Source organism: Methanolobus zinderi (genome assembly GCF_013388255.1).
Lineage (GTDB): Archaea > Halobacteriota > Methanosarcinia > Methanosarcinales > Methanosarcinaceae > Methanolobus > Methanolobus zinderi.
In genome coordinates, this window is the sequence record NZ_CP058215.1 from 482,774 (window position 1) to 498,624 (window position 15,851).

Genomic DNA, 15,851 nt, shown 5'->3' on the forward strand with positions numbered 1-15,851 from the left:
TTTATCTATTATATAAGTATCGAGATTAGAAATCAAAGAGGGAACTCTGGCTCTTTTTATGGTCGTTGCCTTCGTCCTTTTTTTCCTCCGGCATCTCTATCCAGCCGTACTTTCCTCCGCCTCCGGGATACAGAATTACCTTTTCTTCCCTGAAGGCGGTAATTGCATCCACGATTCTCCTGTCAACAAAATCCATGTTTTCAGGTTCCACATGAAGCAGTACATTCAGCTCATCTCCGAATTTTTCCAGCAGAGCGTTCCATGCGGTCTGCACTCCCTTGGTATTGATGCTCGCATGTCCGAGTGCCATCATTATTATTTCCGAGAGCGGCATCAGATGGATATAGGGCGGCCTGTGGTCAGGATGCTGTGGTTCTGAGAGATCCGCAAGCTCGTTCACCCGGTCCACCACTCCTTTTTTGATACGTCCTCCGCAGATATTGCATTTCCATCTGTTAGATATACTGTCTTCAAGGGAATAATGGGTAAAACACTTGATACATGCGGATTCGTTGTACTTGCCTTCCTGCGGATAGAATCCGATGTTCATTGTGACTCCGTAATCATTCTCCCTTATAATCGCTTTTTTCAGGCCTTCGAATGAAACTTCGGGAAGCTCTATCCGGTTGAATTCCCTTGCTAGTTTATTGGAATAGGGGGAATGCGCATCGGAGTTTGTGAGGAATGTAAGTCTGTGAAGCTCACTTATGCGGTCTGCGTAATCGCTGTCTGCACTCAGACCCAGCTCGAGAAAAGAAACATAATCCTTCATGTCTCCATAGCAGCTTTCAAGGGAATCATGGTATGCATACATTGCCGTCCAGGGGGTGAATGCATGACACGGTCCGATGAGTGCTCCAAGCTCCTTTGCTGTCTCTGCTATCTCGCTGCCGTCAAGGCGAACAGTGGGACGGCCGTCTGTTGAAAGGTTACCATATTTTCCTATTGATTCAGCCAGTTCCTGTGCCTTTGATACGGATGGCAGTATCAGCAGGTGATGCACACGGTTCTTGTCCTCTATTTCAGTTGTTATTGAAAAAGTAGTATTTTCGATGACGATATTCTCATCATCGATGGCATGACTTCTAATCTCCTTCATCCATTGGGGATGGGTGCAGTCGCCAGTGGCGACCAGGTCAATGCCTTTTTTTGAAGCCTCTCTTGCAATTGTCGGCAGGTCCATTTTGCCGGAACATGCCATTGAATATTTAGAATGTATGTGCAGATCGGCGTTTATTTTCATCGGACACCTTCAGCCTATGTATCTGAGGTCATCATCCTTGATATTGGCATCCGATATTCCCTGTTGCTGCTGTTCTACCTCTTTGAGCCTGGCAACGATCTTTTCCATTTCCTTTGCACGCTCTTCAAGAGGACCTTCATCGATTTCGATATCGAATATCCCGCATATGACCTTCAACAGCGACTGGGCACTTTTCGGATCAACAAGGTATCCTGAGGTAAGTCCCATCAGGCATGCTGCATCGATATTCCTGAATTTGCTAAGACCCAGTATAAGTCCGGAAGCACCAACGATTCCTCCTCCTGGCTCGTTTTCCTTGAAAACAACACCTGTTTCTTTGAGCTCGTCAATGAGTTCCTGGTTATTTACAGCTCCAAGTACCTCATCTGAATAGGTTAGTTGTCCGGTGGGGAAACCTCCGAGGGTATAGATTCTCTGGGTCCCGAATTCCTCTGCAATGTCCAGGTACAGGTCACAGAGTTCATAGTGTCCTTCTCCGGTGGAACTCTGGTGGTCTCCGACAAGTACCAGAATATCGCACTTTTCAATGGAACAGATATACATCTCATTATTGACAGTATGGATCTCACTGTTCTCGTCCACCAGTACCTGTGGTGGAAAATGATGTGAATAGATCTCGAGGGTCTTCTCGGCATCCAGTTCTTCGATCAGGTGCTCTGCAACAAGTTTTCCGACATGTCCTACGCCTGGAAGCCCTACAAGAAAAACAGGATTATTAAGCTGAACTTCCTCTCTTAATCGAATTACTTTTGTCCCCTTCATAGATCATTCTCCTTTATGGCTAATCTGCGATATTTCCCATATGGGTCTTCGGGGGAAAATTTAGCCGGTCTGGGATCCACTGTAAGTGAGCCGCATACCGGGCATTTTTCTTCAAGTGTGTATCTGCCGCAGTTCTTACACCTGTAGATCTTCAACCCCAAAGATACATCACGCCTTTACAGCATCATTATGTCTGTGGAATTCGCCTTTCCCACCAAGTTCTTCGATAGTATCAACGGCAATATCTGCTGATTTCTTCAGCACGGATTCCGCCTTTTTATAATCCGGAGCTATGACCTTTATTCTGTATCTTGGTGCACCGGTGTAACTGATGTCGATACGCACGTCATCCTCGTCATCGACCTTATTGGCTGCTTCAAGGGCAGTCCTTATTACTTCGATTCCCTCGGGAAGATTACATGTCAGATCGACATAACCTGCGATGTCCACAAAGGGCAGCTTGATGTTGTTCTGAGCGACCTCGGCAATGCTGCTGGCAATTTTCTTCTTGAGTTTGATGTCGCTGAAGGCATTGACTCCGGTCATGGCAGCTTCTTCGAATGCGGCATACTGGCTTCCGAAGTTCTCAACCAGTTTCTGGCTGACCTTCTGCATCTCATCTTTATCGGTCTTTGTCTCTTCTGCCACGAACTGAAGCCACTTGGCAGCTTTCTGCTCGTTCTTCCATTCCTGGATCTTGGCACGCTTCTGATGCTCGTTAACATCTTTTAGTGACAGGTCTATATGCCTTCTGGATGAATCCACGTTAAGTACTTTACAGACGATCTTCTGTCCTTCACGTACGTGGTCCCTGACATATTTGACCCATCCGGCCTTGATTTCGGAGATATGGATGAATCCTTCTTTTCCATCATACTCCTCGAGTGTTGTGTATGCACCGAAGTCGGTTACGTCCTTTACGGTACAGACAACAAAATCTCCGCTTTCTGGCCAATTGTTTCTATCCATTATAAATCACTTTAATCAAGAACTTCAAGAATATGTGTTGTGATTGTTGATTTTCCGCCGGTTGGTTCTGCGAGTGTCCTTCCGCATACAAGACATGTTACCTTCTCGCTCGCGCTTCCGAAAATGACCTGCTCGTTCTCACAGTCATTACATTTGACACGCAGGAATCTGCTCTTTGGTTTGTTCATTCACATCACTCCGCAAATTCGAACTTCTTTGCTCTGAAACAGGGTCTCTGATGGGACTTGTTGCACTCTGTGCACTTGTACCTCAGCCATACTCTCTTGGTGGGTTTGTCTCCTCCAGGCACCTTTGAGAATTTACCGCTGTTGCCGATTCCTGTCTGGCGTTTCTTCTGTCTTGAGATATGTGTTAATGACGATGCTTTACCCTTCCTCACTCTTTCCGCGACGACTTCTGTGTGCTTCTTGCATGAAGGGCAATATGTTTTGAATCTCTTCGGGATCTTCATTTCTACACCTTAAATAAGTTTTAAGTCAATTAGTAGTGATCATCTGTGCTACGTTGCGTTTGACTAGTCCTTTTGCATTCAGGGCCGGTAAAACAACAACATCTTCCGCACGCAATGTATAATTTCGATTATCCATAGCCTTGAAAGTAGGCAGGTCCTCCAGTATTCGCACAACAACGAATTCTTCATTTATATTACTTTTGCCTATTGCCTCTTTTTCCTGCCTGTCCATGGCAGTTTCCGGCGAAGCACCTGTTTCTCCCTGACCTGACTTTTCAGCTATTGCATTTTTCCCGGCACTCTCTTCAGTTATACTTGGCTTCCTGTCCTCTTTAACTTTACTGCCGGCATGCGGGTCGAGTATCGGTTCAAGTAATTCCTGTCTGGCGGTGTTAATTGTTGAAAGGACAGCATCATATACTCTTCTTTCCTCGGGAAGGAGTTTATGTATGTCCTGCGGAGGTCTGTTGGAAAAGGCAGTTGTTGTGGCTGTCACAATTGTTTTTTTAAGCCGGCGGATGAATATGACCTCCACATCCGTCATGGCGCTCTGCAGCTCATCCTCCAGCATCTTCGATTCCACTGATCTGGGGTTGTTGATCTTGTCGATCTCTTCCTCAAGCTCCTTCACATATTCCGCTACTTCCTCGAAAAAGTCCGGATGGATTCCTTTTATTGAAGAGCTGCCCTCTTCACGGAGTGTGTTCTTAAGCTCAGTGCGATCCATATTCTGCTGCACCTCTGCACATGAAGTAGACTGCGGCGTATTCGGGGAGTTCCTGAACGCCCTCCTCCAGCACAAAGTCCTTTCCTTTCATCTGAACTGCAAATGGTTTTATAACTTTTATCTTTACCGTTCTGTCGCCAAACACAATAGCATCGTTCAAAGGTTCGAAATCTTCAAGTTCATCGATACCCAGTGCCGTCACCTTCATTCCGGACTTCCCGTGAAGTGAGCCGGGCAGACGGATGAGTCGCTTGATATCTGCGGTTACAGGCTCGTCCACCTGGGTGCTGCCGAAATTGACCTTTGACATCTCAGCGGCTTGTTTTATTAACAGGCTGACCACGTCCTGGAAATCGTCGATGTGTCCGAAATCCAGCCTTCCATGGTCTACTATGTTCCTGAGCACTTCCGGCTTCTTTGATATTTTCTTAAGCTCCTGGAATCTTTTTGCATTACTTCTTCCAAAGCCCTTGAGTTCTCTGAGTTCCCGGAACATGTTCTTGTCTTCCTTGACGGACTCGGCTATTAGATACTGTACTATATAATGTGCAATTCTTTTTCCCCAGCCGCTGTCATAGTTCTTCAACGCATATTTGTAGGGCACAGCGGTCTTACCTTTGAAAGTATCAGTACCGCTTCCGTGTTCTCCAACTAGCCACTCTTTACTGTAATGCATCTCTGGATTGAGCTTCCCGCTGATATAGTCCACGATTTCACGTCTTTCCGGACTTCCAAGAGAGAGTACCGAGGGGTCACTGATGTGGAAGTGATATCCTCTGCCACCGGAAAATACAGCGTGGACATCGTTCTCGTCAAAGCCGAAATCACTGACAAGAAAATCCAGCAGCCTTAGTGTTTCCCGTTTTCCTTTCTCAAGCATATCGCCGTATGAGTTTATCTTTCCTGGAAGATGGTCAGAGTCTATATCGAAGATCAGATCTGCCTTAAGCCAGTTCTTCTCTTTCATCTTACGAGCTCCTGGATACTCGTAATAGGCAACCGAATAATATGCGTGCGCAGGTGCAATCCCTCTAAGATAATCACGCAGTTCTCCTTCTGATCCGAACTCCTTGTGCCTTCTCATGAAAGGATCGCCTGTGGTAAACTCAAGGAATCCCCATTCCCTTGATGTGAACTCAGGTGGCAGTCTCAGTTCTGCCTGCGAATAGTATTCCTGGAATCTGGATACAAGAAAAGAGCGTGTTTTCTCATTCATGGGTACGTGTTCTCCGGCTGCCTGGCTCTGGCGCGTAGGTCTAATTGACTTTATTTGACATAAAACTTATAGTCTCCGTTTGCATTATACTCCCGGCATGAAGAAAGAAATGACGAGTGCCGATGTGGCTGCGCTGGTTCTTGAACTTGGCTCAGGTGAGAATTCTATTATAGATGCGAAGATCGGCAAGGTTTACCAGCCCGCAACCGATGAGTTGCGTATTAGTATATTTGTTTTCCATAAGGGCAGGGACAACCTTATTATCGAGGCTGGAAAACGTGCACATCTGAGTGAACACATTCGCCAGAGTCCCAAAATTCCACAGTCTTTCCCCATGCTTCTGAGAAAGCATATTATGGGTGGACGTATCACTTATATAAAACAATATGATTTTGACAGGATAATCGAAATCGGTGTGGTCCGTGGAGGAGTGGATACCATACTGGTTGCAGAGCTGTTCTCTCCGGGAAATATTGTTCTGCTTGATTCGGAAAGGAAGATTATCTTGCCCATGAAACCCGTGACCTTCAGGGGAAGGAGGATTCGCAGTGGTGAGGTCTACCAGTATCCGGAAGCCCAGATAAGTCCTGTTGATGCAGGAGAAGATGATCTCAGGGAGGAATTCAGATCATCTGATTCGGACGTTGTAAGAACAATTGCCTCGAAATTCAATCTTGGAGGAGTGCTTGCAGAAGAGGTATGCTTGAGATCCGGGGTTGACAAGAAACTTCCTGCAAAGGAGCTGGATGACAGTTCAATATCCGCTCTTGCGGATTCATTCAAAAGCCTGTTCACACCCTTGCTTGAAGGTGAGCTGAAACCCTATCTTATTAAAAAGGATATAAACGGTGAGACCAAGCCCTTTGATGCGGTTCCTTTTGAACTGGAACTTTACTCTGATCTGGAAAAAGAGTCCTGTCCTTCTTTCAACAAAGCCCTTGATGAGTTCTTCGGTAAAAAGGCAGCCGAAGAGGTCAGGGAAGTAGAAGAAGGGGTAAAGAAGGAAAAGGTGGACGTTTTTGAGAGACGTCTTAAAAAACAGCAGGAAGCAATTGAGAAGTTCGGTGAGGATGCCGACAGGCAGATCGAGATAGCTGAAAAGATATACGCTCATTATGTCGATATCGAAGAAACTATGGATGTGCTCGACCAGGCCCGGGACAAGGGCTACAGCTGGGATGAGATCAGGAAAACTATTAAAAAAGCAAAGGACAGCCTGCCTGCTGCGAAGAGGATCGTGAGCATTGATTCATCCTCCGGGAAGATAGTGCTTGACCTCGAGGGTACGAAAGCTACTATCGATCTGAGGCTCTCGATACCCCAGAACGCCCAGCAGTATTATGATAAGGCAAAGAAACTGAATAAGAAAAAAGACGGTGCTCTCAAAGCTATAGAAGAAACAAAGCTTGCCATGCAGAAGAGAGAAAAGAAAGCATCTTCAGAGAAGCGGAAGGTCCGTCTCAAGAAACACTGGTACGACCGTTTCAGGTGGTTCTTCACTTCAGACGGTTTCCTTGTGGTCGGCGGAAGGGATGCCGAGACCAATGAAGAAATTGTCAAGAAGTATATGGACAAGAACGACGTGGTCTTCCATACTCAGGCGCCGGGTGCACCAATGACTGTTGTAAAGACAGAGGGCAGGGATGTTACCGAGCAGGCACTTCAGGAAGCTGCGGAGTTTGTGGTCTCATATTCAAGTATCTGGAAGTCAGCACAGTTCAGTGGAGATTGCTACTGGGTAAAGCCGGAACAGGTTTCAAAGACGCCGGAATCCGGTGAGTACCTGAAGAAAGGTTCATTTGCTATACGTGGAGAACGTAACTATTATCGTGACGTCCAGGTTGGTGCTGCTTTAGCACTGGAGCTGGATAAGGAGACCAGGGTGATCGGTGGCCCTGTATCGGCTGTACGGGAAAACGGCAAACATGTTGTGGAAATTGTTCCCGGGAAGTTCAACCAGAACGATATAGCGAAAAAGATATACAAGATCTACGTTGATAAATTAAAGGAAGTTAATTTTGTAAAGCAAATTGCCTCCCCTGATAAGATAGCCATGATGGTTCCTCCGGGTGAGTCTGATATTAAAGTGTGATGTAGAATATGACTGTCAGGTTTTATAAGCAGTCAGGTTTCATGTATTTGCAGGTAGTTCATCAATGCGCGTAACAAAGAGAAGTCTGAAAGGCAGAGAAGGTGAGATTGCCATAACTCCCGAGACTCTGGATGACCTGTGGCATCTCAAGTACATAATAGAGAAAGGTGACCTTGTTTTCGCTCTGACAAAGAGAAAGGCAGATACCTCCAGTGATAAATTAAGACCTGAAAAGGTGGAGAAAAAGAATGTCAGGCTCGGGATCAGGGTAGAGGATCTTGAATTCCATAGATTCTCCAACAGGCTCAGGATACATGGTGTCATCGAGCATGGCATGGATTCGGGTTCCTATCATACTATAAATGTTGAGGACGGTACCAATGTTTCCATAATCAAGACCTGGAAAAAGGATCAACTGGAGCGTGTGGATGAAGCTGAAGCATCTTCTAAACGTCCGAAGGTTGTTATCGTTGCTATTGAAGAAGGAGATGCGGACATAGGTCTTGTACGCCATTACGGTATCGAACAATATTCTCATATAACCCAGTCCTCCGGAAAAGGAGAGGGCACTCTCAGGGAGGTGTTTTTCAACGAGATAGCCGACCAGCTGGTTCATGCAGCTTCCGGTTCGGAGGCCATAGTTGTTGCAGGTCCGGGTTTCACCAAGGATGATTTTATGAAGTTCCTGGATGAAAAGGATCAGGAGCTGGCTTCAAGGGCAATAGTTGAAGATACGGCATCAGTAGGTATATCCGGATTCCAGGAAGTATTGAAAAGAGGCGCAGTCGACAGGATCATGGAAGAGTCCAGGATTGCCAGGGAATCCAAACTTATGGATGATCTGCTCAGGGAGATATCAACCGACGGAAAAGCTGCCTATGGTTCGGAGGAAGTGGAGTCTGCACAGAACTTTGGGGCGATTGAAACACTGCTCGTGGCCGATGAGTACCTCCGTACGGAAAGGGAAAAAGGTAACATTGATAATTTCCTCCAATCGGTTGAGCATGCAAGGGGAAATATTGTGATCTTCAGTACAATATTTGAACCCGGGGAAAAACTACTTTCTCTTGGAGGCATCGCTGCACTCCTGAGGTTTAAAATATAATCATTGGTGAAAAATACACTTATCTCTTTATTTTTTATTCTTTCATTCACTGTACCTGTTTGTTTTCCATCAGGTACATAATAAGTTTTATTCTGGAGTACATTTGAAAAAAAAGCCTGTTTAAAAATATTTATTATATTTAATCTTTTGGGATACTTTTATAAGAAAGGTTACTCTCTCATTCTACTTAATAAACATTTCGGGACGGTTGTGCATAAATAAATCACAATTGCAGTTAAAAGGCCTGTTTTGTTTATTATATTTATATAGTTATATTTATTATTTGTAAAAATAATTTATAATTGCTTTTTTTCATAAAAAAATGTTTTAAAGAATTTTATTCTCAATTCTAGGCTATTATATGTATTAAATACAAGATTAAACTGATAATAACTCTTTTCACTATTAGTCATAATCAAAAATGATATATACCTCTTTATCAAAGTCATTATCAGGAGGTGAAACTGGTACATTGGAGAAAGTGAACGTAATACATTTGGAAACTATATTCATAAATAAATTAAGGCTGTTTGGTTTTGAAAGCCTTCAATGTTAGTTATAACGAATAGTAAAAAAACATTGGAATTAATTTACAATTATCTAAAATCTATGTTAGGGAAGTGATTAAACTATGGATGGAGAAGTAGTAATTAAAGATACGACCGCAAGCCCTGCACCATTGGGTTTCTTTGGTCTTGGATTTGCAGCAACGTTCCTTGGATTGATGATCATGGGAATGTTCGCTGATGCTGTAATGGTGATTTCAACAGCTATATTCCTGGGTGGTTTTGCCCAGTTGTTCGCAAGTCTTGAGCTATGGAAAAAAGGCGACACCTTCGGTGCATCTGCATTCGGTGCATTCGCATTGTTCTGGTTCTCATGGGCATTTATTCAGATAGCAACAACCATAGGAATATTCGGTGGAATAATGGACCCAATGAGTGCAGGTGCAGGTTTCTGGTACCTTATTATCTGGGGTATTGTAGCAACTCTGCTTACAATAGTAACTCTCAAGATCGGTGTAAAAGGCATAACACTTGTATTTATACTGCTTGACCTTACATTCTTCAGCATTGCACTCATACCAGGTATGATCGCAGGTGTAATCACCCTTCTCCTTGGTCTTGCATCACTCTATCTTGCTGTTGCACTGATCATGGACGAAGTCGGTAAGATAAAGATACCATACTAAACACAAAAATAGAACTGAACAGAAAAGTCCGGCTTATGCCGGCAAACCTTTCTTTCTTTGTTTTTAATTCTCGTTTTTATCTTCTTGCAGAGTGCAGAACATTGCCCTTTGAGTGGATTCTATGGACATCAGTTCTTTTCCGTCCATATAGATATGTATGAGTCCGCCTGACTCTGAGACAGTTATCGCTATGGCTACAGTGTCCCTTGTGATGGCGGCAGCAGAAACATGGCGTCCACCAAGTCCTTTGTCCAGGCGTATATCCCGGGCATCAATATCCAGATATCTGCCGGCAGCTTCCATTTTCCCATCATCGGATATGACAAAGACGCCGTCAAGTTGTGAGAACTCCTTTACCGACTCCCAGTTCTTTTTATTGAGGAGGTCCCGGTCCTCATCCCTGTGACCAGCATAGGGATTGAGAATTATCTGGTGAGAGCGAGCCATAACTTCTTCCACATCTCCCAGAATAAAGGCCGTACCGACAGGTTTTCCTTCACGTCCGGTGCTTGATATATCAAAGGCAATTTTCAGGACCGTACGCATCACTTCCGCGGGTACTCTTTCCTCGCATGTCTTCAGTGACTGCACAAGCCGGTTATCCTCAAGGTTATGAACAATTATCCCGATGGAGTCCGTAGTCTCAATGACACCCACCACCAGTCCCATTTCCAGTTCCCCAAGCATATATTCGGTGGCGGATAGATCTTCCAAATGATCTATCTTCCCGGTAGCCTGTTGTGTGATGTCATCGGCTACTCCCCTGACTTTTTCTTCCCTGGCTTTGCTGGTGGATACCAGATGATCGATAATACTCTTTGTTCGCCTTGAACTGAAGAATACAGGTATATCTGTGTCGATACCATCAAGACTGATATCTCCGGACACTATTATTGCAGTTGCTTCCAGATCTTCTGCCAGCTTTACTGCAGATTTCAGAATTGTCTTGATTCTCTCCATTTTGTCCCTCTTGTATGCCATTATTCAAGGCAGTAATTATAATATCTTTCATTATAAATAAAAACTTGCTTGTAGCGTCAACAATATAAATTCTTAGATTAAATGATATTTTGGTGATCTGTTTGGTGAGAGTTTTCGTAGCAGTGGATTTGCCTGAAGAGTTACACTCAAAGGTTGCTGATGTTCAGGCTAAATTTGATGATTTTAAATTCAAGTTTGTTAATCCGGAAATTGTACATATTACCATGAAATTTCTTGGTGAGGTCCCTGACGAGAGGATCGGGGATATATCAAAGGCGCTTGATTCGGTATCATGTGAACCCTTCGAGGCAACAGTCAGAGGAGTTGGTGTCTTCCCGAAACCTCGTTTTGCGAAGGTGATCTGGCTCGGTTGTGAGGGTGATTTCGAGAAACTGTATAAGCTTGTGGATGAATCACTGGCAACCTTCCAGTTTTCTAAAGACCTTCATCCTTTCAGTGCACATGCAACCCTTGCAAGGATAAAATATCTTCCAAAAAAGAAAAAAGAGGATTTCATGAAGCTGCTCGAGGAATTAAAAGACATAGATGTGGGCAGCATGCAGGTAGACTCCATCAGGCTAAAGAAAAGCACTCTTACTCCCACGGGTCCTGTCTACGAAACACTCCATGAAGTGAAACTGGGATAACCCTGAAGGATCATCCCTTATCCACTTGTACTTATGTAGTGCTTTCGTATTCTGCAAATCCGCTTGAGCGAACCAGTCTTTTATCAGATGTTATGATTAGACATTCTACGTTGTCAAGATCCTCTATCATCTCAAGACCATCCTCTTCTCCCATTACAAACACTGCAGTGGCAAAAGCATCTGAATCCATTGCTGTTTCAGCTATTACAGTAGCACTGATCAGATCCTGTGAAGGATATCCTGTTCTGGGGTCGGATATATGGGATACTCTGGCAGCATCATTGAAATAGCGTTCATAGTTTCCGCTGGTAGCAACTGCCATGTCTTCCATGTTCATTACCACAACCGCTTCTCCGGCTCTGTCGGGATTCTGCAGACCAACCTTCCATGGCGTGCCATCCGGTTTATGGCCGATATATCTTCCGTCACCGCCGGCATTGACAAATCCGGATTCAATGCCGTCCTCCAGCAGGGATTCGATGGCAAGATCCACGGCATAGCCCTTGGCAACTCCTCCGAGGGTGATCATCATACCTTCATTTTCAAGGGTGATATTGCTGCCCTCTACACTGATTGCGGAATAATTCACAAGTTCCAGGGTTTGGTTTATCTCTTCAGGAGTTGGATCCTGATAAGTTCCTCCGGGACTATACTTACTCTTCCACAGCTCAAGTATCGGAAGTATGGAAATATCAAATGCTCCCTGGCTGCTTTCTGAGTAGTGGTCCGACCTGTTGACTACATATAATATATCGGGGTTGGAATTGTTAAGATATCCCTGCTCGTTAAGTGTACTGAGTTCACTGTTATTATCATAGTTATTCATCAGCCGGTCTACGTACTCTATCCTTTCGAATGCTTTTTCTATGGATGCCTGAGCAGCGGTCTCATCGGAGCTCAGGACACTTACTGTCACGGTGGTGTCCATGAGACTTCTGGTGGTAGAATATATTTGTCCGGCTTCTGCTTCATCTTCTGCTATTCCCGGAGCATAATTTATCATTAATAATCCTGTGAAAATCGCTATCAGGACAATGGCAACAGTTTTATACATCATGTCGTATGAAAAGAGATAATTGATATTTATGTACGACGGTACAGTAGAAGGAAAGAAGTTTCCGGTCTATTTCGTTATATCATTTGTTTGAAGGAAGTAATATTATGAGCAATCCCAACACAAAAACAGGTACGGGAGGTAGTTCAAGTAAGGACAAGTACCTAGTCGTCGCCCTTCATCAGTTAATGGAAGAGTATGGTTGGAGAGGAATCGAAAAACATTTCGGCTTTGTAAAACATCATATTATTTATGTCAAGCCTGATTCTCCTCTTGATAAGATCGAACTCAAGGCAAATGTTCTTGGTAACCACATGGATGTGGACTTTTTTGGCGTAACTCCTAAAAAAGGGCTGCTTGACAGGGTTTTCGACTTCAATGTAAGAGTTGTCCGTAAGTCATTCGAGATAAGTAAGTATGTTTCAGATGACATGAAGATCCTCAACGAGCAGAGCCTGAGAAACAATGTTGTTATAGTTATCAAACAGCTCGAAGAAGCGGCGGAGAAGAAGGAGCAGTGAGCTAGATATGGATAAACTTAATACTATTCTGATTGGAATCCTGATCTTTATGTTCGCTGCGGCTGGTGTTTATGCCTTTGCGGGTTACAGTGGTAACGATGCTCTTGCTGTTCACTATATGACCGAGCAGGAATGGTCGGATGCCTCCTGTGGCGGTTGCCATCCGGGTATGGATGAAGAGGTCGCAGAATCATATCACGTAGAGCAGGATCTTAACAAATGGACATCTCTTATGGAATATGGTGTGGATGTCGATAGTATCGAAGGTGAAGAAAGAGCTCTGACATACGGGCAGGTTCACCCCGGTGGCGGATATATGGAAGAGTACGGTGTAGATCTCGACTGTATGTCCTGCCATGAGCAGAACGACCTGTACGATTATGAAGCAAGGTCTGAGGCCATAGCTTCCGGTAATTTTGACATTGCCACTGAGGCCGCTCTTGAAGAAGCGCGTACTGAAATGCAGCAGGAGCCACTATATGTTGTCAGCTATATGCTTGATGTACTGACCCCGCTACCGCTGGTTACGGAAATACATGATGAGGTTAACGCAGGCCCAAGGGCTGAACAGTGTGCAAGCACCTGTCATATAGATGCAGCCTCACAGACCGGTGTAGCCTGGGCAGATGAGGACTATGCCCAATACGATGTGCATGCTGATGTGAACTGTTACGAGTGTCATGAAACAGAAGACCACCAGATAGGCAGCCCTGAAGTTATCGATGCTCCAGAATCAGTACTTGAAGACATGGGAGGTGAGGTTAAGAGTTGTGATTCAGCAGGATGCCACGAAGGCATATCCCATGGTGCGCTGGTGGATGGTCACCTTTCGGCTGTTGAATGTGAGACATGTCACATACCCGCACTGCCGGGAACAGGAATCGAAGGAGGGCCTGTGGTCAGTTCCTTTAGCTGGGCCAATGGTAGCAGGGAAGAGGTGACCTATGATTCCGATTTCACTCCTACCATATCCTGGTATGATGGAATTCCCTACAACAGCCTGCCAGTGAAAACGAACATGAGTGAGGATTCAATGCTGAAACCATTCAACACCATCACCGGTGTCTGGTGGGATGAAGGCCTTGATGCGGATGTTGCAGCTAATCCGAACACAAGTTCTGCTATAGGTGATCCGATCACACCTTCTATTGTACTGGAAGCTGATCAGAACAGCGATGGTGAGGTTACCGTGGATGAGATCCGCTCATTCGATGGAAATTCTGACGGTAATCCCGATTATCCGAATGCAGTACTCAGACATGTTGAAATGTACTTCCCTGTAAGCCATAATATTGCAGGTTCAAACACAGGGCTTGCAGAGCCCCTTGTCTGCGCTGACTGTCATGGAAGCACTGCAACTGCCATTGACTGGCAAGGTCTGGGATATGAAGAGGACCCGGCCGGAGCAGACAGTGACTTTACAGGATCGGAAATAGAGGTCTCGATACCGGATCAGGCACCTACCGAGGTAGAAAGGGAGCCGGCATTCTGAGGTGAAAATCGTGGAAAGTAAAAGACTGAAAAAAATACCGGAAAAAGTAACTATCCCCTTAAAACAGCACCAGGGCACTATTTGCGAAGCCCTGGTTAAAAAGGGTGATCAGGTGCTGATAGGTCAGAAGATCGGTAAATCCACATCATATTATTCATCGGATGTGCATTCAAGTGTTTGCGGAGAGGTTCTGGCTATAGAAGAGGCACCACACCCAAACGGGAACAAGGTTCTGAGTGTGATCATAGAGCCAACAGACTCCATGGAAACTGTGGATTTTGTCTCCTCAGAGCATGCTTCCCCGGAAGAGCTGATCACGCTCATACAGGAGGCAGGTATCGTAGAACATTACGGGGCACCGACCCATGCGGTCCTGAAACCGGAGGGTAAGAACATAGATACCGTTCTTATCAATTCAACATCATCCGAATGGATAGGTGGCAAGTACAAGACTCCAAAAGAGTATGCTGATCAGATGATAGATGCCCTGAAACTTCTTATGAAGGCTGCAGGTGCTTCAAAGGGAGCTATCATAGTGAGAAAGGATGATAAGGAATCCATTGAGGCCTTCGAGGGTGTTGAGGTCAACGGGAAGGCATTAAAAGTTGCTCCCCTTGTGGGAAAGCGCAGACTGGGACACTATTTCAAAGATCAGGATTCAAATATCCTAGTAGCTTCCCAGGAACGTATCTATGGAAAGAAGATCCTTAATTTCTTTACCTATAATGTAACGGGACGTAAGGTCAAAATAGGCAACGACCCAACAGATGTAGGTGTTGCAGTATGTGGTGTCAAATCAGCGAAAGCTTTATATGACGCAGTGCATGAAGGTAGGCCATACTACGAAACAGTCATCACAATTGAAGGTAAGATAGACTGTCCGGAATATATGCTTGTTAGAATAGGCACACCTTTTAAAGATATTATAGAAAGCTGCAACTTTGAGGGAGAGATCGGAAAGATCGTTGCGAACGGAGTTATCACAGGTGTTGCACAGTATACTGATGAAGTGCCTGTGACCAAGGGAACCACAAGGATAAGTCTCCTTACAGAGGAAGAGGTTCTCCGTGATGAGGCCATTGCCTGTATCCACTGCGCACGCTGTGTTGATGCATGTCCCGTATCCCTTGTACCGAGCAGACTTACTGTTCTGGCCGACCAGGGTCGTTTTGATGAAGCTCGTCAGATGCACATAGAGAACTGCATTGAATGTGGCAGATGTGCTGTTGTGTGTCCTTCAAAGATACCCACTCTGCAGTTGATCAGATATGCGAATGATGCTATAGGAAAAGCATATGAGGATGCTGCTCCCAAGGAATCGTCTAATTTGAAACTTGGTTGCTGTGGAGGTGAGTAA

The 15,851-nt window shown here is 44.9% G+C and carries 17 protein-coding genes; 7 read left to right on the plus strand and 10 right to left on the minus strand.

The features are described 5' to 3' along the window. Positions 1-25: 25 nt before the first annotated feature. The 8 genes from HWN40_RS02405 to priS are packed head-to-tail and all read right to left on the minus strand — an operon-like array spanning position 26 to position 5,410. Positions 26-1,243 (minus strand): TIGR00375 family protein, encoded by a 1,218-nt coding sequence (locus tag HWN40_RS02405; RefSeq protein WP_176964260.1) that lies wholly within the window; start codon positions 1,241-1,243, stop codon positions 26-28. A 9-nt stretch (positions 1,244-1,252) separates the two neighbouring features. Further along, a complete protein-coding gene (locus HWN40_RS02410; RefSeq protein ID WP_176964261.1) occupies positions 1,253-2,026 on the minus strand; it encodes a proteasome assembly chaperone family protein in 774 nt (257 codons plus the stop codon). Further along, positions 2,023-2,187, minus strand: coding sequence for an RNA-protein complex protein Nop10 (locus HWN40_RS02415; RefSeq protein ID WP_176964262.1), 165 nt, complete (start codon positions 2,185-2,187; stop codon positions 2,023-2,025). The genes HWN40_RS02410 and HWN40_RS02415 overlap by 4 nt, the downstream gene beginning before the upstream one ends. Positions 2,188-2,194: 7 nt before the next feature. Then, a complete protein-coding gene (locus HWN40_RS02420) occupies positions 2,195-2,995 on the minus strand; it encodes a translation initiation factor IF-2 subunit alpha (RefSeq protein ID WP_176964263.1) in 801 nt (266 codons plus the stop codon). An 11-nt stretch (positions 2,996-3,006) separates the two neighbouring features. After that, complete coding sequence (locus HWN40_RS02425; RefSeq protein ID WP_176964264.1) at positions 3,007-3,183, minus strand: 30S ribosomal protein S27e; 177 nt, start codon at positions 3,181-3,183, stop codon at positions 3,007-3,009. A gap of 5 nt (positions 3,184-3,188) precedes the next feature. Further along, positions 3,189-3,467, minus strand: a complete 279-nt coding sequence (locus HWN40_RS02430; protein ID WP_176964265.1) for a 50S ribosomal protein L44e — start codon at positions 3,465-3,467, stop codon at positions 3,189-3,191. Positions 3,468-3,492: 25 nt separating this feature from the next. After that, positions 3,493-4,194, minus strand: a complete 702-nt coding sequence (locus HWN40_RS02435; protein ID WP_176964266.1) for a hypothetical protein — start codon at positions 4,192-4,194, stop codon at positions 3,493-3,495. Further along, entirely contained in the window at positions 4,181-5,410 is a 1,230-nt protein-coding gene (gene priS, locus HWN40_RS02440; RefSeq protein ID WP_176964267.1) for a DNA primase catalytic subunit PriS, read from the minus strand. The genes HWN40_RS02435 and priS overlap by 14 nt, the downstream gene beginning before the upstream one ends. 97 nt (positions 5,411-5,507) lie before the next feature. On the opposite strand from priS, the gene rqcH reads away from it, so the two are divergent. The 3 genes from rqcH (at position 5,508) to HWN40_RS02455 (ending at position 9,799) form a co-directional block, all read left to right on the plus strand. After that, positions 5,508-7,502 carry a ribosome rescue protein RqcH gene (gene rqcH, locus HWN40_RS02445; RefSeq protein WP_176964268.1) on the plus strand — a complete coding sequence of 665 codons (1,995 nt, stop codon included), beginning with the start codon at positions 5,508-5,510 and terminating at the stop codon, positions 7,500-7,502. Between the two features lie 64 nt (positions 7,503-7,566). Beyond that, a complete protein-coding gene (locus HWN40_RS02450) occupies positions 7,567-8,607 on the plus strand; it encodes an mRNA surveillance protein pelota (RefSeq protein ID WP_176964269.1) in 1,041 nt (346 codons plus the stop codon). Positions 8,608-9,238: 631 nt separating this feature from the next. Next, the gene (locus HWN40_RS02455) at positions 9,239-9,799 is read left to right on the plus strand and encodes an acetate uptake transporter (RefSeq protein ID WP_176964270.1); all 561 of its coding nucleotides are present in this window, start codon (positions 9,239-9,241) and stop codon (positions 9,797-9,799) included. Positions 9,800-9,862: 63 nt separating this feature from the next. On the opposite strand, the gene HWN40_RS02460 is transcribed toward HWN40_RS02455, so the two are convergent. Next, entirely contained in the window at positions 9,863-10,780 is a 918-nt protein-coding gene (locus HWN40_RS02460) for a DNA integrity scanning protein DisA nucleotide-binding domain protein (protein ID WP_246275958.1), read from the minus strand. 104 nt (positions 10,781-10,884) lie between these two features. Here HWN40_RS02460 and thpR point away from each other — a divergent pair, with 104 nt between their 5' ends. After that, positions 10,885-11,427: an RNA 2',3'-cyclic phosphodiesterase gene (gene thpR / locus HWN40_RS02465; RefSeq protein ID WP_343044094.1), complete on the plus strand. Its 543-nt coding sequence runs from the start codon at positions 10,885-10,887 to the stop codon at positions 11,425-11,427. 31 nt (positions 11,428-11,458) lie between these two features. Here the strand turns inward: thpR and HWN40_RS02470 are convergent, their stop codons facing one another. Beyond that, positions 11,459-12,484, minus strand: a complete 1,026-nt coding sequence (locus HWN40_RS02470; protein WP_176964271.1) for an FAD:protein FMN transferase — start codon at positions 12,482-12,484, stop codon at positions 11,459-11,461. A 104-nt stretch (positions 12,485-12,588) separates the two neighbouring features. Between HWN40_RS02470 and HWN40_RS02475 the strand changes: the two genes are divergently transcribed. Genes HWN40_RS02475 through rnfC form a run of 3 tightly spaced genes read left to right on the plus strand, consistent with a single transcriptional unit; the run spans position 12,589 to position 15,851 of the window. Then, positions 12,589-13,002, plus strand: a complete 414-nt coding sequence (locus tag HWN40_RS02475) for a hypothetical protein (protein WP_176964272.1) — start codon at positions 12,589-12,591, stop codon at positions 13,000-13,002. Positions 13,003-13,009: 7 nt separating this feature from the next. Further along, on the plus strand, positions 13,010-14,494 hold the full coding sequence (mmcA, locus tag HWN40_RS02480; protein ID WP_176964273.1) for a methanogenesis multiheme c-type cytochrome: 1,485 nt from the start codon (positions 13,010-13,012) through the stop codon (positions 14,492-14,494). 10 nt (positions 14,495-14,504) lie between these two features. Continuing rightward, positions 14,505-15,851 carry an Rnf electron transport complex subunit RnfC gene (gene rnfC, locus HWN40_RS02485; RefSeq protein WP_176964274.1) on the plus strand — a complete coding sequence of 449 codons (1,347 nt, stop codon included), beginning with the start codon at positions 14,505-14,507 and terminating at the stop codon, positions 15,849-15,851.